The organism is Rhodanobacter umsongensis (genome assembly GCF_042654965.1).
In the GTDB taxonomy this organism is placed as follows: Bacteria; Pseudomonadota; Gammaproteobacteria; order Xanthomonadales; family Rhodanobacteraceae; genus Rhodanobacter; species Rhodanobacter umsongensis.
The window spans coordinates 100,761-121,010 of sequence record NZ_JBHSMK010000004.1; the positions used below are offsets into that span (position 1 = coordinate 100,761).

At 67.5% G+C, this 20,250-nt stretch carries 15 protein-coding genes; 8 read left to right on the plus strand and 7 right to left on the minus strand.

Annotation, left to right across the window (positions count from 1 at the left end; translation table 11 throughout):
• From ACFPME_RS07850 to rsgA, 3 genes are all read right to left on the minus strand, one after another.
• A complete protein-coding gene (locus ACFPME_RS07850) occupies window positions 1–2,292 on the minus strand; it encodes an NADP-dependent malic enzyme (RefSeq protein ID WP_377303878.1) in 2,292 nt (763 codons plus the stop codon).
• Window positions 2,293–2,414: 122 nt separating this feature from the next.
• Entirely contained in the window at window positions 2,415–3,698 is a 1,284-nt protein-coding gene (locus ACFPME_RS07855; protein ID WP_377304387.1) for a flavohemoglobin expression-modulating QEGLA motif protein, read from the minus strand.
• Window positions 3,699–3,856: 158 nt separating this feature from the next.
• Complete coding sequence (gene rsgA / locus ACFPME_RS07860; RefSeq protein WP_377303881.1) at window positions 3,857–4,912, minus strand: ribosome small subunit-dependent GTPase A; 1,056 nt, start codon at window positions 4,910–4,912, stop codon at window positions 3,857–3,859.
• A gap of 165 nt (window positions 4,913–5,077) precedes the next feature.
• On the opposite strand from rsgA, the gene ACFPME_RS07865 reads away from it, so the two are divergent.
• The 3 genes from ACFPME_RS07865 (at window position 5,078) to grxD (ending at window position 8,014) form a co-directional block, all read left to right on the plus strand.
• Complete coding sequence (locus ACFPME_RS07865) at window positions 5,078–6,325, plus strand: aminotransferase class I/II-fold pyridoxal phosphate-dependent enzyme (protein WP_377303883.1); 1,248 nt, start codon at window positions 5,078–5,080, stop codon at window positions 6,323–6,325.
• An 8-nt stretch (window positions 6,326–6,333) separates the two neighbouring features.
• On the plus strand, window positions 6,334–6,948 hold the full coding sequence (locus tag ACFPME_RS07870) for an SGNH/GDSL hydrolase family protein (protein WP_377303885.1): 615 nt from the start codon (window positions 6,334–6,336) through the stop codon (window positions 6,946–6,948).
• A 142-nt stretch (window positions 6,949–7,090) separates the two neighbouring features.
• Window positions 7,091–8,014: a Grx4 family monothiol glutaredoxin gene (gene grxD / locus ACFPME_RS07875; RefSeq protein ID WP_377303887.1), complete on the plus strand. Its 924-nt coding sequence runs from the start codon at window positions 7,091–7,093 to the stop codon at window positions 8,012–8,014.
• A gap of 47 nt (window positions 8,015–8,061) precedes the next feature.
• Here the strand turns inward: grxD and ACFPME_RS07880 are convergent, their stop codons facing one another.
• Window positions 8,062–8,853 carry an AMP nucleosidase gene (locus tag ACFPME_RS07880; RefSeq protein ID WP_377303889.1) on the minus strand — a complete coding sequence of 264 codons (792 nt, stop codon included), beginning with the start codon at window positions 8,851–8,853 and terminating at the stop codon, window positions 8,062–8,064.
• A 147-nt stretch (window positions 8,854–9,000) separates the two neighbouring features.
• On the opposite strand from ACFPME_RS07880, the gene ACFPME_RS07885 reads away from it, so the two are divergent.
• Complete coding sequence (locus ACFPME_RS07885) at window positions 9,001–9,945, plus strand: DegV family protein (RefSeq protein WP_377303891.1); 945 nt, start codon at window positions 9,001–9,003, stop codon at window positions 9,943–9,945.
• A gap of 18 nt (window positions 9,946–9,963) precedes the next feature.
• On the opposite strand, the gene ACFPME_RS07890 is transcribed toward ACFPME_RS07885, so the two are convergent.
• Complete coding sequence (locus tag ACFPME_RS07890) at window positions 9,964–10,746, minus strand: SDR family oxidoreductase (RefSeq protein ID WP_377303893.1); 783 nt, start codon at window positions 10,744–10,746, stop codon at window positions 9,964–9,966.
• A 121-nt stretch (window positions 10,747–10,867) separates the two neighbouring features.
• On the opposite strand from ACFPME_RS07890, the gene ACFPME_RS07895 reads away from it, so the two are divergent.
• Entirely contained in the window at window positions 10,868–11,071 is a 204-nt protein-coding gene (locus tag ACFPME_RS07895; protein WP_377303895.1) for a hypothetical protein, read from the plus strand.
• A 30-nt stretch (window positions 11,072–11,101) separates the two neighbouring features.
• Here the strand turns inward: ACFPME_RS07895 and sppA are convergent, their stop codons facing one another.
• Complete coding sequence (gene sppA / locus ACFPME_RS07900; protein ID WP_377303897.1) at window positions 11,102–12,976, minus strand: signal peptide peptidase SppA; 1,875 nt, start codon at window positions 12,974–12,976, stop codon at window positions 11,102–11,104.
• A gap of 37 nt (window positions 12,977–13,013) precedes the next feature.
• A complete protein-coding gene (locus ACFPME_RS07905; protein ID WP_377303899.1) occupies window positions 13,014–14,396 on the minus strand; it encodes an MATE family efflux transporter in 1,383 nt (460 codons plus the stop codon).
• A gap of 109 nt (window positions 14,397–14,505) precedes the next feature.
• Here ACFPME_RS07905 and ACFPME_RS07910 point away from each other — a divergent pair, with 109 nt between their 5' ends.
• From ACFPME_RS07910 to ACFPME_RS07920, 3 genes are all read left to right on the plus strand, one after another.
• Window positions 14,506–15,705: a DUF3667 domain-containing protein gene (locus ACFPME_RS07910; RefSeq protein WP_377303901.1), complete on the plus strand. Its 1,200-nt coding sequence runs from the start codon at window positions 14,506–14,508 to the stop codon at window positions 15,703–15,705.
• Between the two features lie 397 nt (window positions 15,706–16,102).
• Window positions 16,103–18,277 carry a primosomal protein N' gene (locus tag ACFPME_RS07915; RefSeq protein WP_377303903.1) on the plus strand — a complete coding sequence of 725 codons (2,175 nt, stop codon included), beginning with the start codon at window positions 16,103–16,105 and terminating at the stop codon, window positions 18,275–18,277.
• A gap of 149 nt (window positions 18,278–18,426) precedes the next feature.
• Entirely contained in the window at window positions 18,427–20,100 is a 1,674-nt protein-coding gene (locus tag ACFPME_RS07920) for a serine hydrolase domain-containing protein (protein ID WP_377303905.1), read from the plus strand.
• Window positions 20,101–20,250: the final 150 nt, after the last annotated feature.

The window sequence follows — 20,250 nt, forward strand, 5'->3', positions numbered from 1 at the left end:
TCAGCCTTGTTGACGATTCGCCGCGCGGATCTGCGCCTCGACGCAGGCCACCGCGCTCATGTTCACCACCCGGCGCACGGTCGACTGCGGCATCAGGATGTGCGCCGGCTTGGCCACGCCCATCAGGATCGGACCGATCACCACGCCGTCGCTGAGCATGCGGGTCATGTTGTAGGCGATGTTGGCCGCGTCCAGGTTCGGGAACACGAACACGTTCGCCTTGCCCTCCAGCCGCGAGTTCGGGAACAGCTTTTCGCGCAACGCCGGGGTCAACGCCACGTCGGCCTGCATTTCGCCCTCCACTTCGAGCCGCGGCGCGCGGGTGCGGATCAGCTCCAGCGCCCTGCGCATCTTCTTGGCGCCGCAGGTGTCGCGACTGCCGAAGTTGCCGCCCGACAGCAGCGCGATCTTCGGCACGATGCCGAACAGTTTCAGCCGGATCGACGCCTGCAGGGTCGCCTCGGCGATCTGCTCGGGGCAGGGGTCGTCCTGCACGTGGGTGTCGAGGTAGAAGAACGTGCCCTTGTCGGTCGATACCGCGGCCATCGCCGAGGGCTCGACCACGCCTTCGTCGAGGCCGATGATGTCGCGGATGTAGCGCAGCTTGCCCTGGTACTGGCCGACCAGACCGCAGATCAGCGCGTCGGCTTCGCCGCGTTCGACCATCAGCGAGGCGATCGCGGTAGGACGCGACCGGATCACCGCCTTGGCCATCGACGGCGTCACGCCGCGACGCTCCATCAAGCGGTGGTAGTGCCGCCAGTAATCGTCGAAACGCGGGTCGCAGTTGATGTTGCAGATCTCGACGTCCACGCCCGGCTTGATGCGCAGGCCGGCGCGCTTGATGCGCTTCTCGATCACTTCCGGACGGCCGATGAGGATGGGTTTCGCCAGGCCCTCGTCGACCACCACCTGCACCGCGCGCAGCACGGTTTCCTCTTCACCCTCGGCGTACACCAACCGGCACGGCGCGGACTTGGCGCGCTCGAACACCGGCTTCATCAGCAGGCCAGTGCGGAACACGAAGCTGGTGAGCTGGTCCTTGTAGGCAGCGAAATCCGCCATCGGCCGCGTCGCCACACCCGAATCCATCGCCGCCTGCGCCACCGCCGGCGGCAGCTGCAGCAGCAGGCGCGGATCGAACGGCTGCGGAATCAGGTAATCCGCACCGAAGCTCGGTGGCTTGCCGCCATAAGCACGCGCGCTGACATCGGACGACTCGCGCCGCGCCAGCGCCGCGATCGCCTGCACGCAGGCGATCTTCATCGGCTCGTTGATCACCGTGGCGCCCACGTCCAGCGCGCCGCGGAACAGGTACGGGAAGCACAGCGCGTTGTTGACCTGGTTCGGGTAGTCCGAGCGGCCGGTGGCCATGATGCAGTCCGGCCGCACCGCCTTCGCCTCTTCCGGGGTGATTTCCGGGTTCGGGTTGGCCAGCGCGAAGATGACCGGCCGCGCGGCCATCGTGGCGACCATTTCCGGCTTCAGGATGCCGCCGGCGGACAGGCCGAGGAACACGTCCGCGCCGTCGACGATCTCGGCCAGCGTGCGCGCCGTGGTGTCGCGCGCGTAGCGCTGCTTGTCCGGGTCGAGGTCGGTGCGCTCGCTGTGCAGCACACCGTGGCGATCGAACGCCAGGATGTGCTCCGGCTTCACGCCCAGCGCCACCAGCATGTCGAGGCAGGCGATGCCCGCCGCGCCGGCGCCGGTGGTGGCCACGCGGATCTCTTCGATCTTCTTGCCGACCACCACCAGCGCGTTCAGCAGCGCCGCGCCCACGATGATCGAGGTGCCATGCTGGTCGTCATGGAATACCGGGATCTTCATCCGCTCGCGCAGCTTGCGCTCGACGATGAAGCACTCCGGCGCCTTGATGTCTTCCAGGTTGATGCCGCCGAAGGTGGGCTCCAGGCTGGCGATGATGTCGACCAGCTTGTCCGGGTCGTTCTCGTCGATCTCGATGTCGAACACGTCGATGCCGGCGAACTTCTGGAACAGCACGCCCTTGCCTTCCATCACCGGCTTGCTCGCCAGCGGCCCGATGTTGCCCAGGCCAAGCACGGCGGTGCCATTGGTGATCACCGCGACCAGGTTGGAGCGCGCGGTGTACTCGGCCGCCGAGGTCGGGTCTTCGACGATCGCATCGCAGGCGGCGGCAACGCCGGGCGAATAGGCCAGCGACAGGTCGCGCTGGGTCAGCAGCGACGTGGTCGGGGTGACCTTGATCTTGCCGGGACGCGGCAGGCGGTGATATTCGAGTGCGGCAAGACGCAGTTCTTCGGGAAGGCTCATCGGAGGCTTTTTTTGTCGGATAGGGGCGCCTGCCGCAACGGCGGCCGACTGCGATGATGTTAGCACCGGGGCGCCCGCGGCCGGCCGGCTGCCGCGACGCCACGACGCAGCTGGCAGGATGGTCAGGCGCTCGACAGCAGCTCGTCGCCCTGCACCCGGTTCATGTGGATGCCGTTGATGAACACCGAGAACGCCAGCTTGCCAGCCAGTCCATGGACATGCTGCATCCATGGGGGCAACCAGCGCGGCGGCAGGATCGCGCCCGACGCGAAGTGCGGCTGCAGGGTGATGACGTCGTGCAGGGTCAGCTTGCCGGCAAAAAGATGGCGCAGCAGATCCATTCGCCGCTGCTTCAGCGCCCAGCGGAAGAACGTGTGCACGGTGAGCAGGCCCGACAGGTAGACATTGTCCTTGGCGAATGCCGCGCCGCCGGTCAGCGGCACGCCGCGAAATACCCGCTGCGCCGAGTGGAAACTGTCCGGCACGCTTTGCCCGCAGGCGCTGAAATAGCGGTAGACCTCGACGAAATCCGCGCCCTTGAGTGCCATGTCGATCGCCACGATGCGCAGGCTGATCCGCTTCAGTCGGGTGATGTCGATCGCTCCGGACATCAGTTCGGCGAACACCGCCAGACCTTCCTGGGTGGCGGTGACGCGTGGCGACGTGCGCGCCAGTGACGCCAGCAGCGGCTGGCGCCGACCATTCAGCGCGGTCAGCGAGTGCACGAATGCCTCGTGCGCCAGCAACTGATGGCGGTCGTATTCGCTGAAGCAGGCCCCGCCGCGCAGGCGGATGCGGGTGGCGCCGGCGGCGGCCTTGGCGGTGAGCTCCGCATCCACCTCCACGCTGATCGTGCCGGCACCGAAGAAGTCGTCCAGCGTGGCGGCCAGATCCATGCGCAGCACGTCCGCCGGGATGCCCGTGCTGCTGTCGTCGGCGAGCAGGTCGGCGCCCAGTTCGTCGGACAATGCGATGAAGTAGCGCGCCGCATCGAGGTTGCTCTGGGTACTGCCGGGGATCAGATCATCCGGACGTCCATAGAGGGCCACCGACGGCACCGTGACGCCGACCGTGCCGACCGCCTCCAGCATCTCGGCGGCCACCAGCCAGGAGTCGGCGGTGCGCTGCAGATAATCGCCCAGCGGATCGGCGTGCGCGTCGCTGGTGGCAGCATGCTCGATCGCCGCCAGTTCGGCCCGCGCCGCGCCCAGCTCCGGCTGCGCATAGCTGACTTTCGGCAGGGTGAACTGGCCACGGCTGTACGCCTCGATCATGCGGCTTTCCAGCGAGGCCGGCCACGCCACCGTGGAAAGAATATGGATGCCGCGAACCGCCGCCAGCAGGCGCTGGTCGAGCGCGGCGTAACGCTGCAATTCAGGTGCGACGGCGTGGCTGGACGCGTTCATCGGGCGCATGGTGCCGCCGCCACGCCGGCGCTGGCCGTCCGCCCGGAAAAGTGTGTGCACGAGGGGAACAGCCCACGCATGCCTGCGCTCCGCAACAACGATGTTCCGATACTAGATGTTTTGCCGCATGTCGTGCGCCGGCGCCCATGGCGGCGGTTTCATTCCCGTTCGCGTTGCCCGCGATGCCCATGCGGCCGCTCGATCGGGCGGCCGCCACGCTGACGGCGCAGGCGCGCCTCCAGCGTCGCGGCCTGTTCCTCGCGCTCGTCGTGCAGCTTGAGGTAGTTGCGCCAGCGGCCAGGCGCCAGTTCGCCATTGTCGAGCGCCACCTGGATCGCGCAGCCCGGTTCGCTGCCATGGCCGCAATCGGCGAAGCGGCATTGCTCGGCCAGCGCCTCGATGTCGGCGAACAGGTCGAGGTTCTCCTCGCCGGTGAGCTTCAGCTCGCGCATGCCGGGCGTGTCGATCAGGCAACCGCCGCTGGGCAGCTGCAGCAGGGCACGATGGGTGGTGGTGTGGCGGCCACGGCTGTCGTGGCTGCGCACCTCCGCAGTGGCCATCGTCGCGGTGCCGAGCAAGGTGTTCGTCAGTGTGGATTTGCCCGCGCCGGAGGAGCCGACCAGCACCGCGCTGTCGCCCGGCTGCAGGTACTGCGCGAGCAGTGCCACGCTGGCCGGGTCCTTGCCGTTGAGCGGATGGATCGGAATGCCGGCAGGCAACCGCTCGCGTAATGCCGCGATCTGTTCGGCGGCGTCCGCGCGCGTATCGAGCTTGCTCAGCAGAACCACCGGCTGCGCGCCGGAATCCTCGGTCAGCGACAGGTAGCGCTCGATCCGCGCCGGGTTGAAGTCGCCATCCAGTCCGGTCAGTACCAGCACGTAGTCGATATTGGTGGCGATCAGCTGCCGCTCGTAGCGCTCGCCGGCCGCCGCGCGCGACAGCACCGTGCGCCGCGGCGCCACCGCGACGATATGCGGCGGCGTGCCGCTTTCCACTTCGACGAAGTCTCCCACCACCGGCCGCTCGGCCGGATCGATGCCGCGCTTGAGGAAACGCCCGTCCGGCTGCGCGCCGAACAGGGTCTGGCCATCGTGCAGCTCGTAGCCGGCGCGATGCTGGGCAACCACTCGCGCAAGCCGCAGGCCGGCTGCCGGCAAGGCATCGCCGCGCCATCCGATATGCCGCAGGCGCTCGATCGTTTCGGCATCACTCATGGCGAAGGTCTGTCTGCACGGTCCGGCGATTATGCCCTGCCCGGCGGTTGCCCGCCCGGGAACCGTCGGCTGCCCCGACAGGCGCTCGCGCTGCACTGCGTCACGCTGCTAGCATCGGCCGGTCGGCGGCGGCGCCGATCCCGAAACAATGAATAGGATGCGGCGTTGGCTTCGATCACACCCAGTGCGCACCTGGCGGAGGTGCGCTACGAAATCCGCGGCGCGCTGACCCGGCGCGCGCGCGAGCTTGAGGCCGCCGGCCTCGACATCATCAAGCTCAACATCGGCAACCCCGGCCGCTACGGCTTCGAGGCGCCGGCGCACCTGCGCGAGGCGATCGCCAGCCACCTGCATGACAGCGAGGCCTACGGCCACGAACAAGGTCTGGAACTCGCCCGCGACGCGATTGCGATGCAGCAGCGGGCGCGGGGTGCGCAAGCGGTCGAACCCGAGCGCATCTTCATCGGCAACGGCGTCAGCGAGCTGATCGATCTCAGTCTGCGCGCCCTGTTGCAGCCGGGCGACGAGGTGTTGCTGCCCAGCCCCGACTATCCGTTGTGGAGCGCGGCAACGATCCTCAACGGCGGCGCGCCCCGCTACTACCGCTGCCTCGCCGGCAATCGCCATCTGCCCGATCCGGACGAGGTCGAGGCGCTGATCACGCCGCGCACCCGCGCCCTGGTGCTGATCAACCCGAACAATCCGACCGGCGCGGTGTATCCGCGTGAGCTGCTCGAACCGCTCGTCGCGATCGCGGCGCGCCACCGGCTGCTCCTGCTGGCCGACGAGATCTACGACGAGATTCTGTACGACGGCGCGGCGTTTCAGCCGCTGGCCGAGGTGGCAGGCGACGTGGCCTGTCTCAGCTTCGGCGGCCTGTCCAAGGTGCATCGCGCCTGCGGCTACCGGGTGGGCTGGATGAGCCTGTCCGGCAATCCTGCGCACACGGCAGCCTATCGCGATGCGCTGCAATTGCTGGCCGCGCTGCGGCTGTGCGCCAACGTGACCGCGCAATGGGCGGTGCCGCCGGCGCTGCAGGGCGCAGCCACGATCGGCGCGTTGACCGCGCCGGGGGGCCGTCTGCACGAGGCGCGGAGCGCCGTATTGCGGGGTGTCGCCGCCAGCGACTATCTGGACCTGGTTGCGCCCGATGGCGCCCTGTACGCGTTCCCCCAGGTGCGCTCCGACCGCATCGCCGGCTTTGACGACGAGGCATTCGCGCTGCGCCTGCTGGAGGAGGAATCGGTGCTGGTGGTGCCCGGCAGCAGCTTCAACGTACCCCGCAGCCGCCACTTCCGGCTGACCCTGCTGCCGCCGCCGCTGCAGTTGCACGAGGTCTTCGTGCGGATCGAACGGGTGCTGGCGCGAATGGCTCGCGAACAGGCCCAAGCCCCCGCGACCGCCGTGGCCTGAGCCGTCCGATGAAGCCGGCCGCCCCCGCGCTGCGCTATCTCGCCCTCGGTGACTCCTACACCATCGGCGAAGCGGTTGCCGCGTCCGGCCGCTGGCCGGCCGAACTGGTGCAACGGCTGCGCAGCGCCGGCGTGGCGATCGACGATCCGCTCATCGTCGCCACCACGGGCTGGACTACCGACGAGCTGGCGCAAGGCATGGAGGCGGCGGCGCTGGCGCCAGCGTACGACCTGGTCACCCTGCAGATCGGCGTCAACAACCAGTACCGCGGCCGCACGACCGCGGAGTACCGCGAGCAGTTCACCGCACTTCTGGACCGCGCGATCGTGCTGGCCGGTGGCCATGCGGTGCACGTGGTGGTGGTGTCGATCCCGGACTGGGGCGTTACCCGCTTCGCCCGCGAACAGGGCCGCGACCGCGCGCGCATCGCCGCCGAGCTGGATGCCTACAACGCGATCGCCCGCGACGTGAGCCTTCGTGCGGGCGCGGCTTTCGTCGATGTCACCGACATCTCGCGCGCGCATCCCGGACTCGTCGCCGACGACGGCCTGCATCCTTCCGCAGCGCAATACGCTTTGTGGGTGAGAGCGATCGAACCGGTGGTTCGCGCGGCGTTGCGCTGAAAGGCCTTGGCGCGGCCCGTTCCCGGAGGGCGATGGCGCGACGACGTGGACGCGTTGCCACGCGGCTGCGCGGCCTTGAAGGCTGCGCGGGGCCACCGCATATCGGGCCGGCGTATCATTGCGTTCTTTGCCGGAGCCCTCCATGTCCCTCGACGCCACCACCCGCGAACGTATCGAAGCCCTGCTCAAGGACCACCGCGTGGTGCTGTTCATGAAAGGTGATCGCCAGCAACCCATGTGCGGCTTCTCCGCCGCCGCCACCAACACCCTCAACGAGCTGCTGCCCGAGTACCACACGGTGAACGTGCTGGACGATCCGGAAATCCGCGAGGGCATCAAGGCCTATGGCGACTGGCCCACGATCCCCCAGCTGTACGTCGAAGGCGAGCTGGTCGGCGGCGCCGACATCATCCGGCAGATGTACGGAAGCGGCGAACTGCACACCCTGTTCGGTGCCAGCGCGCCGGACCGTACGCCGCCGCAGATCACCATCACCGACGCCGCCGCCGAGGCGATCCGCCAGGGCACCGCTAACGCACAGGGCGTCGCGCTGCACCTCGAGATCGGCCCCGATCACAGCGCCGGCTTCCAGCTGGCTCCGGCAGGCGAACACGACATCGTGGCGCACGCGAACGGGCTGGACGTTCATTTCGATCCGGCCAGCGCACAGCGCGCCAGGGGCATCGTGATCGACTGGGTCTCCACCGTGCAGGGCGAAGGCCTGAGCCTGAAGTTTCCCGGCGCGACCGAGATCCGATCGCTCAGCGTCCAGGAGCTGCAGCAACGGCTCGCCGCCAACGACATCACCCTGATCGACGTGCGTCCCGCCCACGGCCGTGCCCAGGCGGCGCCGCTGGTGCAGGCGCACGTGCTGGAAGACGAGGGCTACGAGGCCCTGGCCAGCCTGCCGAAAGACACCGCGCTGGCGTTCATCTGTCACCACGGCGTCTCCAGCCGCGCCATGGCCGAGCGCTTCGCCGCGCACGGCTTCAGCAACCTGCACAACGTCGAAGGCGGCATGGATGCGTGGGCTCGCGACGTGGATCCCGGCGTGCCGCGCTACTGATCGGCGTTGCCTGAAAGCCCTCCTGGCGGGCTTTCAGGCAGGCCTGCTCAGTCCGTCTCGATTTCCCCCTCGAACCGCAGATGCCTCACGCTGCGGCCATTGCGCCGCACCAGCTTCAGTGCTTCGACGCCGATCTTGATATGCGCCTCGACAAACTGCGAGGTAATGCTGCGGTCACTGAGCTCGGTCTTCACCCCTTCCGGAATCATCGGCTGGTCGGATACCAGCAGCAGCGCCCCGCAGGGAATGCGGTTGGCGAAACCGGCGGCGAAGATGGTGGCGGTTTCCATGTCCACCGCCATGCAGCGAGTGCGCCGCAGATAGTCCTTGAAGGTATCGTCGTGTTCCCATACGCGACGATTGGTGGTGTACACGGTGCCGGTCCAGTAGTCGTGGCCGAGGTCGCGGATCATGGTGGAGACGGCGCGCTGCAACTGGAACGCCGGCAACGCCGGCACCTCCGGCGGAAGGTAATCGTTGCTGGTGCCTTCGCCGCGGATCGCGGCGATCGGCAGCACCAGGTCGCCGAGCTGGTTCTTCTTCTTGACGCCGCCGCACTTGCCCAGGAACAACGCAGCCTTCGGCCCGATCGCAGCGAGCAGGTCCATGACGGTGGCCGCGTTGGGGCTGCCCATGCCGAAGTTGATCATCGTGATGCCGTCGGCGGTGGCGTTCGGCATCGGGCGGTCGCGGCCCTGCACTTCCACGCCGTGCCATTGCGCGAACAGTTCCACGTAATGGCCGAAGTTGGTCAGCAGAATATGTTCGCCGAACTGCTCCAGCCCCGTGCCGGTATATCGCGGCAGCCAGTTGGAGACGATTTCCCGTTTGCTTTTCATTGAGGTCTTGCCCACATTGCATGACCGGCGACGCCACGCCGGCGGGATGCCAGATCAGTCGCGCCATCTTAGGTGGCCGACACGGCGGCCCGCCAGCGATGCGCTGCATGCTATGTTTTGCCTGCCATTCATGAGGGGGACCACGTGATGCGGATGGGCCTTGCAATCGATGCGGCTTGCGATCTACCGCAGGCGTTCCTGCAGCAGCATGCCATCACGGTGATGCCGATCACCGTGCGGGTGGACGGCGAGGTCTTCATGGATGACCGCAATCCGGCGGAGATCCAGCGCTTCATCGATCGCCGCCTCGGCAGTCGCAGCCACTCGGCGGAAACCGAACCGTGCCCGGTGGAAGATATCCAGAAGCTGTTCCTGGAGAAGCTCGTGCTGGAGCAGGACTGCGTGTTCTGCCTGACCATCACCGCCACGCGCAGCCCGATCAACGAGCACGTCAACCGCGCCAGCTTCGCGATCCTGAAGAATTATCGGCAGGCACGTGAACGGGCCGGTGTCCCCGGCCCGTTCATGATGCGCGTGGTCGATACCCGCAACATCTTTGCCGGCGCGGCGCCTGCCATCTACGAAGCCGCCCGGCTGATCGCGGCGGACGAAACGCCGGCGGCGATCCGTGAACGCCTCACGCATATCGCCAACAACTCCTACGGCTACATGTTGCCGCGTGATCTCTATTACCTGCGCGCCCGGGCCAAGAAGAAGAACGACCGCAGCGTGAGTCTGGTGAGCGCGATGCTGGGTTCGGCGCTGGACATCAAGCCGTTGCTGCGCTGTTATCGCGGCGAGACCGGGCCAGTCGGCAAGGTGCGCGGTTTCGAGCAGGGCGCCGAAGCGCTGTTCGGCTATGCCACGCAGCGGGTACGCGCCGGCCTGCTGGTGCCGATGGTGTGCGTCAGCTACGGCGGCGACCTGGCCGTGCTGACCCATCTGCCGGGCTATCCGGAATTGCGCGCGGCCTGCGAGGAACGCGGCGTGGCATTGATGGAGGCGCCGATGAGCATCACCGGGATGGTCAACGTGGGCGAGGGTGCGGTCACCCTTGGCTTCGCCGCCGAGGAGCACGTCGCCGAGTTCTGAGTGCGACTGCGCGCATGTTCAGAACCCGTAATTGAGAAAGCCGCCGTCCACCGCCAATATCTGGCCGGTGATGTAGCTGGCTGCCGGCAGGCACAGGAACGCGATCGCGGCGGCTACCTCCTCGGGCTCGCCGATCCGCTTGAGCGGCGTGCGCTCGAGCACCTCGTCCAGATAATCGACGTCCGCCAATGCCGGCTCCGAACGCTGCGTGCGGATGTACCACGGCGCCACCGCGTTGACGCGAATGCCGTCCACCGCCCACTCCGCTGCCAGGTTGCGGGTCAGCTGGTGCAGCCCCGCCTTGCTCATGCCGTACGGCGAGCCGGTGCGCACGTGCGTGATGGCCGATACCGAACCCACGTTGACGATCGCCGCGTTTGCATGCTGCACCAGTTGCGGGTGCGCCAGCCGGCACATCTCGAACGCGGAGAACAGGTTCTGCTCGAAGATCGCGCGGACTTCGCTGGTGGTGTAGTCGAGCGTCGCCATGGGTCGATTGCCGCCGGCGTTGTTGATCAGCAGCGACACCGGCGCGCCCAGGTCGGCGATCCAGTCGAACACCGCCAGCCGGTCTTCCGCCTCGGCCAGGTCCGCGCCGAATGCCAGCACCTCGACGCCGGAGAACTCGTCGGCCAGCTCCACCCTCACCTGCTCGAGATGGTCTTCGTCGCGTGCCACCAGCAGCAGGTCGGCACCGAGGCTGGCCAGCTCGCGCGCGGTGGCGTAGCCGATGCCCTTGCTGGCACCGGTGATCAGGGCGGTATGGCCTTGCAGCTGCCAGGCATCAATGCGGCTGTTCATGCCCGCAGCTTAAAGCGTCGCTCCGATCCCGCCTAGTTCGCCGCGCCGGCTGGCGATGCACGCTTGCCTGCATGCGTGCATCGCAGGACACTCGACGCCTCACGTCCGAGCGAGACCGCCCATGAAGTCTTTGCCGCTGCTGCTCTGTGCGCTGGCCCTCGCCGCCTGCTCCGGCAAGCCGCCGCAACCGCAGGCCAAGCCGGCCGACGCGGCCACCCCGTTCGACACGCTGAAGGCCGACGAACAGCGCGCCAGGGACGTGCAGAAAGTCGTCGACAAGCAGGCTGACGAGCAGCGCAAGCAGATCGAGGCGCAGGAGCAATAGACGACTCGACGTTGGTGGCGGTGGCTGCGCTCAACGCGGGCTGCATAGACAGTCGGCATAGATGTTGGGCGTGCCGGGCTTGGCGTTTCGCAGCAGCTGCAACCCGGACGTCAGTGCCGGCAGGCGCGCAAACCAGGTCGGCAGGCGGATGCCCCAGGACTGCAGCAGGTGCACGCTGGCGTTTCGGCTGAGGCCGCTGAGGAAGCGTTCGAAACCGCCCTGCGGGTTCTCCTCGTAACGCACCGGATAGCCCCTGGTCAGCTTAGCCAGGCTGGCCGCCTCGGCCACGGCACGGTCGAGGCCGCCGAGCTGGTCGACCAGGCCGCGTTCGAGCGCCTGCTGGCCGGTCCACACGCGGCCTTGGGCTATCGCGTCGACCGATGCGTAGCTCCTGCCACGCGCCTTCGCCACGTTGCCGACGAAATCGCGATAGCCCTTGTTGATGATCGCCTGGATCACCGCGCCGACCTTCGGATCGAGCGGACGGGTGATGTCGAACGCACCGGCCATCGGGCCGGTGCCGACGCCGTCACTCTGCACGCCCAGCCGCGCCAGCGTGTTCGGCACCGAGTAGTACATGCCGAAGATGCCGATCGAGCCGGTGATGGTGTTCGGCTCGGCGAAAATGCGGTTGGCGTTCATCGCGATCCAGTAGCCGCCGCTGGCCGCCACGTCACCCATCGAGACCACTACCGGGATACCCGCATTGCGCGTCAGCACGATCTCGCGGCGAATCTGCTCGGCCGCATACACCTCGCCGCCGGGGGAGTTGACCCGCAGCACCAGCGCCTTGGTCTTGCGGTCCTCGCGGGCGCTGCGAATCAGCGCCGCGGTGGATTCGCCGCCGATCGAACCGGGCGACTGCCTACCGCCACTGATCCCGCCCTCGGCCACCACCACCGCCACGCCAGGCGCGAGCATGTCGCCCTCGTCCGGCACGCTGGCGGCATACTGCGTCAGGTCGACCTGGCGGAAGCTGTGGCCCTTGCGGTCGGCCGGTACGCCTTCCTTGCGCATCATCGCGATCAGCTCGGCGCGGGTGGCCAGGCCGTCGACGAGATGCTGGTTCAGGTCCAGCTGGGCCAGGTCGCCACCGGTGCTGGCGATGTGCGCCGGCAGGTTGTCGATGTCCTCGCGCAACACCGCAGGGTCGAGCTTGCGCAACGCCGCCACCTCGGCGAGATAGCCGTCCCACAAGCCGCCCATCCAGTAGCGATCGGCCTCTTTCGATTCAGCCGATGCGTGGTCGAGGATGTACGGCTCGGCCGCACTCTTGAACTCGCCCACACGGAACAGGTGCACGTCGACGCCGAGCTTGTCGAGCAGGTCCTTGTAGAACAGTCGGTAGTTGGCCAGTCCGGTGATCATCACGCCGCCTTGCGGATCCATCAGCAGGCGGTCGGCATGCGCGGCAAGGTAGTACTGGCCCTGATCCAGGTTCACCGCCCACACGATCACCGGCTTGCCCGCCGCACGGAAACGGTCCAGCGCCGCGCCCACCTCGCGCAGGGCGGCAAATCCGCCGCTCTGCAGTTCATCCGGCAGCAGCAGGATGCGGGTGATGCGCCTGTCCTTGGAAGCCGCGTCGATCGCACCGACAAGGTCACGCAGCTGCACCTGGCGGGGTGGCTCGCCGGACAACCCGGCCAGCGCCCGCTGCAGCGGTTCGATGCTGTATTGCTCGACCAGCTGTCCCCGCGGCTTGATCACCAGCACGCTGTCGCTCTGCAGCGCGCGCTGCATCCGGCTGCCAGCCACGCCAGCGGTCAGCAGCAGCAACAGCACGAACAGCACGCCGAAAAACACCAGGTTGATGATCAGCAGCCTGGCCACGTTGATGCCGCGCCCAAACGTGCAAAGGAAGGCCCAGAAGCCGTTGCGGCGGGGCGGGAGCGGTGGCGTCATGCGTGCGATTCCGGGATCGTGGAGCCGGGTCCGGCCATCAGGCCAGCGCGGCAACGGGAGAAGGACGCCAGCGCTGTTTCCACGCGCTGCGCCAGAAACGGGTGAACAACATCGCGGCCGCGACCGACAGGCCCGCGATCAGGCCGATCCACATGCCGCGCGCACCCATCCCGTGGTGGAACGCCAGCCACCAGCCTACCGGCATGCCGATGACCCAGTACGCGAACAGTGTGATCGCCATCGGTACGCGGGTGTCCTTGAGGCCGCGCAGCGCGCCGTTGGCGGCCACCTGGATGCCGTCGGAAAACTGGAACAGACCGGCCAGCATGATCAGCTGTGCCGCCAATGCGATCACCTTCGGATCATGGGTGTACAGCGCCGCGATGTAATGCGGTATTCCCAGCATCAGACCGGCCGACAGCAGCTGGGTGACCAGGGTCAGGCCGATGCCGCAGAAGCCGGCATAGCGCACGCCGCGCTCGTCGCCGCGGCCCACCGCGTTGCCCACGCGCACGGTGATCGCCATGGCCAGGCCGAGCGGGATCATGAAGAACAGCGACGCGATGTTGATCGCCACCTGGTGGCTGGCGATCACGTCCTCGCCCAGCGTGGCGATGATCAACGCGGTGGCCACGAACAGCCCGGCCTCGGCCAGCAGGGTCACCGCCATCGGCAGGCCGATGTGCATCAGTTCGCCGATCCGGCGCAGGTGTGGCCGTTCGAAGCGATCGAACAGGCCCAGCCCGCGATAGTTGCGCCGGCAGATCACGTACACGGCGAAGGCCAGCATCTCCAGCCACAGCACGATCGCGGTGGCCACGCCGCAGCCGTGCGCACCCTGCGGCGGGATGCCCAGCTTGCCGAACATCAGCACGTAGCCCAGCGGCACCAGCAGCACCAGCCCGCCGAGGCTGAAGTACATCGAAGGGCGGGTCAGTGACAAGCCTTCGGACAAGCCACGCAACGCGAAATAGCAGGTCAGCGCCGGCGCGCCCCAGCTGATCGCAAGCAGGAAGCGCTGCACGTCATCGCGCAGGCTGGGCGTGACCCCGATCAGGTCGATCAGCGGCGCCGCGTGACGTACGGCGAACCACAACGCCACGCCCATGCCGAGCGCCAGCCACAGCGCCTGGCGGAATACCGCGCCGACTTCGTGGCGGCGACCGGCGCCATCGAGCTGGGCCACCGACGGCGGCACCGCCATCATCATGCCGATGCCGCTGACGATCGCCAGCGACCAGATGCTGGCGCCCACCGCCACCGCGCCCAGCACGTGGGCGCTGACGTGGCCCGCCAGCACCGCGTCGATCACGTTGCTGCCGACTGCTGCCAGCTGCGCACAGATCAACGGCAACGCGAGGCGCACGGTCGCGCGCATCTCGTGCACGAATCGAGCGCGTTCGGGACGGAAAGGCTTCATCGACACAGCAGACTCCAGGGCCGGCCATTCTACCTGAGCCACAAGTCACGCCTGCTACTCGCAGCGGGCGTATGCGAAGATCGCCCGCTGCAACGGACCGGGATCCACGATGAAGCCGCTCACCAGCTACGACGGACTGCACTGCACCAATTGCGGCGCACTGATGCAAGGCGAGTTCTGCCATCACTGCGGCCAGTCGATCCACAGCGTGCTGCAGCCGATGCATCACATGCTGGAGGAAACCGTCGAAACGGTGCTGCACATCGACGGCCGCATCGTGCATACGCTGCCGCCGCTCCTGCTCAAGCCCGGCTTCCTCACCATGGAGTACTTCGGCGGCCGGCGGGTGCGCTACATCGCGCCGTTCCGGCTGATGTTCGTGTTGTGCCTGTTGTCGTTCTTCCTGATCCATCTGGCTGTCGACCAGATCGCCACCAGAGCCAGCAAGCACAGTCATCCATTGGTGCCCGTGACCAGCGGCATGATCGAGCATGCCGCCACTCCGGCCGAGGTGCGCAAGGCCTTGCAGGAAGAGCTGAGCGGCCTGCAGAGCGCCCGCGATACCGGCCTGCTGGCGCGCAGTGCGCTGGACCAGGCCGACGTCGCAGGAGAACTGCGCCAGAAGGCCAACCAGCGTCTGATCGCGCTCGGTGCGGCACCCATGCCGGCGACCTCTCTCGCCGCGCCAGCGGCAGCCGCGACGGTGAACGTCGCCGGCGACGCCAAGCCGGGAGACGCCCTGCACAAGGCGGCCGAGGGGGAGTCGAAGCCCGTCCAGATCGGCTGGTTGCCGGATGTGGTCAATGCGCGGCTGACTGCGCTGGGCCGGCAGATGCAGCGGAACTGGCGAGCCGTCAAGCATGGCGACCCAGCGGCCAGCGCGGAAGCGAAGCAGCGGATGATCAACGGGGTTTTCGGCGTTCTGCCGCCGATCATGTTCGTGATGATTCCGTTGTTCGCGGTCCTGCTGAAGCTGTTCTATATATTTCGCCGGCGGCTGTACATGGAGCACCTGATCGTCGCCCTGCACAGCCATGCCTTCCTGTTCCTCTGGCTGCTGCTGTGCACGCTGCTGGCCGCATTCGCCCATTGGCTGGAGCCGCACGCGTTATGGACCACCTCGCCGCTGAACTGGCTGGAACGGATCCTGGTGCTGTGGGCGCCGATCTACCTGCTGCTGATGCAGAAGCGTGTCTATCGGCAAGGCTGGCCAATGACCCTGCTGAAATTCTGGCTGGTCGGCTGGTGCTACTTCTGGTTGCTGGCCATCGCGCTCATGGTGGCGGCGGCCTTGGGCATGGCTAATTGACAAGGCATTTCGACGACTTCGGCGATGGTTTTGCACAGCGTCATGAACCTGTCAAGGCAACTGGCGCCTGCTTGGCAATTATGTGAACTGCAACCGGGCGCCATTTGTAAATCGTTGAAGATAAATGGCTTTTTTCCGTGACCAAAACGTCGTCAGACTGTCGTGAAGGGCGTCACGACGCGCTTTGGAAGCCTACTTCCCCGCTGCATCCACAGACTTATCCACAGCTCTTGTGGATAAACGTAAAAACGTCCCGGGGATAGCCACTTATCCCCGATTCCTCGATAGCCGGGCAGCAAGTTCGCGCAACTCGTGAAGCGGTGACCTGCCCCGACATCGAGGCACCGATGTGTGAGCCATCTCGGCGCAGTTACACTGGCCGGCCATGAGGTAATCCATGCCCGCCGTACTCCGCGTCGCCCTGCCCGTACCCCTGCCGAGCCTGTTCGACTACCTCCCCCCCGCCACCGGGGTGGCCTGCGTGGGCAGCCGTGTGCTGGTGCCGTTCGGCCGCCACAAGCTGGTCGGCGTAGTGGTGGCGATCGGCGCCGAGGCGGCGGTCGGCAGCAGCCGGCTGAAGCAGGTACTGCGCTTGCTCGACGACGGCGCGCTGCTCGACCCCGAACTGATGCAGACCCTGGCCTGGGCTGCCGACTACTGGCTGGGTGCGCCGGGCGAGGCCTACGCCAATGCCTTGCCGCTGGCCCTGCGCGAGGCGAAGCCGCTGCCGCCGATCGGCGATGAATACTGGTCGCTCAGCGGCGCCGGCCGCAGCGAGCATGACGCCGGCAGCCGCCGCGGCGGCAGCAAGGCCTTGCTGGATTTGCTGGCTGCCGGCGCATTGAGTGCGCAGGAGTTGAGCGAGCGCCAGCCGGGCTGGCGCGACGCGGCGCGCCGGCTGGCCGCAGCCGGCCTGCTCGAACGCAGCGAACGGCCGCCGCTCGATCGTCCGCTGCCGCCCTCGCTGGCGCCGCAACTCAGCGACGAGCAGCAGCAGGCGGTGGCCGCGGTCGGCGCCGACCTCGGCCAATACCAGCCGTTCCTGCTCGATGGCGTCACCGGCAGCGGCAAGACCGAGGTCTACCTGGCGCTGATCGAACAAGTGCTGGCGCAAGGCAGGCAGGCGTTGCTGCTGGTGCCGGAGATCGGGCTTGCCCCGCAGACCGTGCGGCGCCTGCGCGAGCGGCTCGGGGTGATCGTCGAGGTGCTGCACTCGAACCTGTCCGAAGGCGACCGCGCGCGCGCCTGGCTGCGCGCCCGCGCCGGCAGCGCACGGGTGATCCTGGGCACCCGCTCGGCGGTGTTCACGCCGCTGCCGCAGGCCGGCCTGATCATCGTCGACGAGGAACACGACAGCGCCTACAAGCAGCAGGAAGGCTTCCGCTACCACGCCCGCGACCTGGCCCTGGTGCGCGCCCGCGCGCTTGGCGTACCGGTGCTGCTGGGCTCGGGCACGCCATCGCTGGAATCGCTGGCGAACGCCGAGGCCGGCCGCTACCGCACCCTGCACCTGCGCGCGCGCCCCGGCGCGATCCGGCCACCGCAGGTGCAGATCATCGACATGCGCGCGCAGCGGCTGGAACACGGCATGTCGCCGGCACTGCTCGGCGCCGTGGCCGATACGGTGGCGCGTGGCGAACAGGCGCTGGTGTTCCGCAACCGCCGCGGCTACGCGCCGGTGCTGCTGTGCCATGCCTGCGGCTGGCACGCCGGCTGCCCGCGCTGCGACCGGCCGCTGACCCTGCACGCGGGCCGGCGCCAGCTGATCTGCCATCACTGCGACTATCGCCAGCGCGTTCCCGCCGTCTGCCCGACTTGCGGCGCCGGCGACCTGAAGCCGCAGGGCCAGGGTACCGAGCGGCTGGAGGAAGCGCTGCTCGCGCAATTCCCGCAGGTGCCGGTGCTGCGCGTCGATCGCGAAACCACCCGCCGCCGCGACGCGTTCGAGCAATTGCTGGCAACGCTCAGGGACGACCAGCCGGCGATCCTTGTCGGCACCCAGATGCTGGCCAAGGGCCACGACCTGCCCAACCTTACCCTGGTCGCCATCGTCGGCGTGGACGAAGGCCTGCACAGCGTGGATTTCCGCGCCGGCGAACGGCTGGCGCAACTGGTGGTGCAGGTCGCCGGCCGCGCCGGCCGCGCGCGCAAGCCCGGCCGCGTGCTGCTGCAAACCCACCAGCCGGAACACCCGCTGCTGCGCAGCCTGCTGGCGCACGGTTACGCCGCCGCGGCGCGCGAGCTGCTGGCCGAGCGCCGGCTGATCCAGCTGCCGCCGTACAGCCATCAGGTATTGCTGCGTGCCGAGGCGCCGCAGCGCGAACAGGTCGATGCGTTCCTTGCTGCGGCGCACGCCGCGCTACCGGTCAACGCGCAGCTGCAGATCGCCGGGCCGATGCCTGCGCCGATGCCGCTGCGCGCGGGCCGGCATCGCGGCCAGCTGCTGCTGGAAGCCAGCAACCGCAGCACGCTGCATGGCATGTTGCGCTCATGGCAGCTGGCGTTGATCGCGTTGCCGTCGGCGCGCAAGGTGCGCTGGTCGCTGGATGTCGATCCGATCGACCTGTACTGACGCGGCCACATTCAAGCCCGCGGTTTCGTCGCGTCGCACCCACCGTTCGTCGGCGCATACCGAGCTCCATCGCAAGCCTCGCCCAGCCAAGCGCACCCGTGGATATTCTCGCCGTCCACCAGGAACGCCCATCCAGCCGAGGAAAGACAATGCGCCCATTGCTCCTGTTCGTCGCCATCGCCACTGCCTGCCTGCCGCCCACGTCGGCGTGGGCAGGAGCTTCCGCGACCAAAGCCCGCGTCACCCGATATGCCGAGCACATGATGGGGGAGTTCTACCGTCCGGACGCCCCCGGCGCAGCGATACTGATCGCCCGCGGTGATGAGATCCTGTATCGGGGCGCCCGTGGCCTTGCCGATGTCAAAACCGGCACGCCGCTCACGCCGGATTCGGTGTTCCGGATCGGTTCGGTCAGCAAACAATTCGCCGCCGCAGGCCTGCTCAAGCTGGTCGAGGCAGGCAAGCTCTCTCTCGACGATCCCTTGTCGAAATATGTCCCCCACTTTCCGAACGGTGAGCACATCACCGTGCTCGAATTGCTCAACCACACCTCGGGCGTGAAGGATTACACGCACATCGCCGCCTGGCGCGATGGCCCGATCGAAAAGGATCTGAGCACCGCCCAGCTGATTGCGACATTCAAGGACGCCAAGCCTGATTTCGCGCCAGGCGAAGACTGGGCGTATGACAACTCGGGTTACGCGCTGGTCGGCGCGGTGATCGAAGCCGTCAGCGGGCAGCCGTGGCATGCGTACCTGCGCAGCGCCTTGTTCGAGCCACTGGGCCTGACCCATACCGGCTACGGCGCCGATCCGCAGTTCGCTGCGCAGCAGGTACACGGCTATTCGCTGGAAGATGGCAAAGTCGTCCCGGCGAAAGTCATCAGCATGACTATCCCGAATGCCGCCGGCGCCCTGGTCTCCACGGTAGGCGACTTGCTGAAGTGGAACCGCGCCTTGCACGAAGGGCGCGTACTCAAGTCCGAGACTTACAGGCGGATGATCACCCCGGTCGGCAAGGCCGTCGAGGCGAAATACGGCCTCGGTATCGAGCTGGCGACCGTGCAGGGCCGGCTCATGCTCGACCATAGCGGCGGCATCTTCGGCTTCGAGTCCATGCTCGAATACGTGCCGGGGCCGGATATCAGCGTGGTCGTGCTGCAGAACAACGACAGCAACGACGACGACAAGGGGCCGGACATGATCGCGCGCAAGTTGGCCGCAGCGGCCTTGGGAGAACCCTATCCCGAGTCAACGGCCATCGCGGTCGGCGCGACCACACTGAAGCGGTTCGAAGGGGTGTATCGGATCGACGATCACAATGCGCGCGTACTGCGCGTGGTCGATGGCAAGCTCACGGCACAACGCACCGGGGGGCAGCGCAGCATCCTGCTGCCGATCGCTGCCGACGAATTCCTCTACGGCAATGGGCTGGATCGTTTCACCGTGCAACGCGATGCGGCCGGCACGGTCACTGGCATGCGTTTCTTCGCGAATGGCGAGCCACCCGGCGTGCTGGTCGCACGCACCCGGGAACCGTTACCGTCCGAGCGGCAGGAAGTGCCGCTGTCACGCGCGGCGCTCGATCGTGTTCTCGGAACCTATGCGGCTGGCGAGATGAAGATGAAGGTGTTCATGGACGGCAATCGGCTCAAGGCGCAGATGGGCCGGCAAACGCCAGTCGAAATCTTTGCCGAATCGCCGGATCGGTTCTTCATGACTGTCGTCGATGCAGCCCTCGCGTTTGCGGCCGGCAAGGGTAGTCCGAGCGCGGTCACGCTCAGCCAGGGCGGCCACACGATGGTGTTCCGACGTCTGCTGTAGGCATCGTCCAACGGCTACGTCTCTTCTGGCAGGTGCATTGCGATCCGCCAGGGACGGCTGCCTGGCTCGATGGCGGTCCGGCTTTTGTGCCGCTGCGACCGGGTTTCGTCGGCGCATGCCGGCTTGCGTCGAAAGCCCCGACCACCGCGA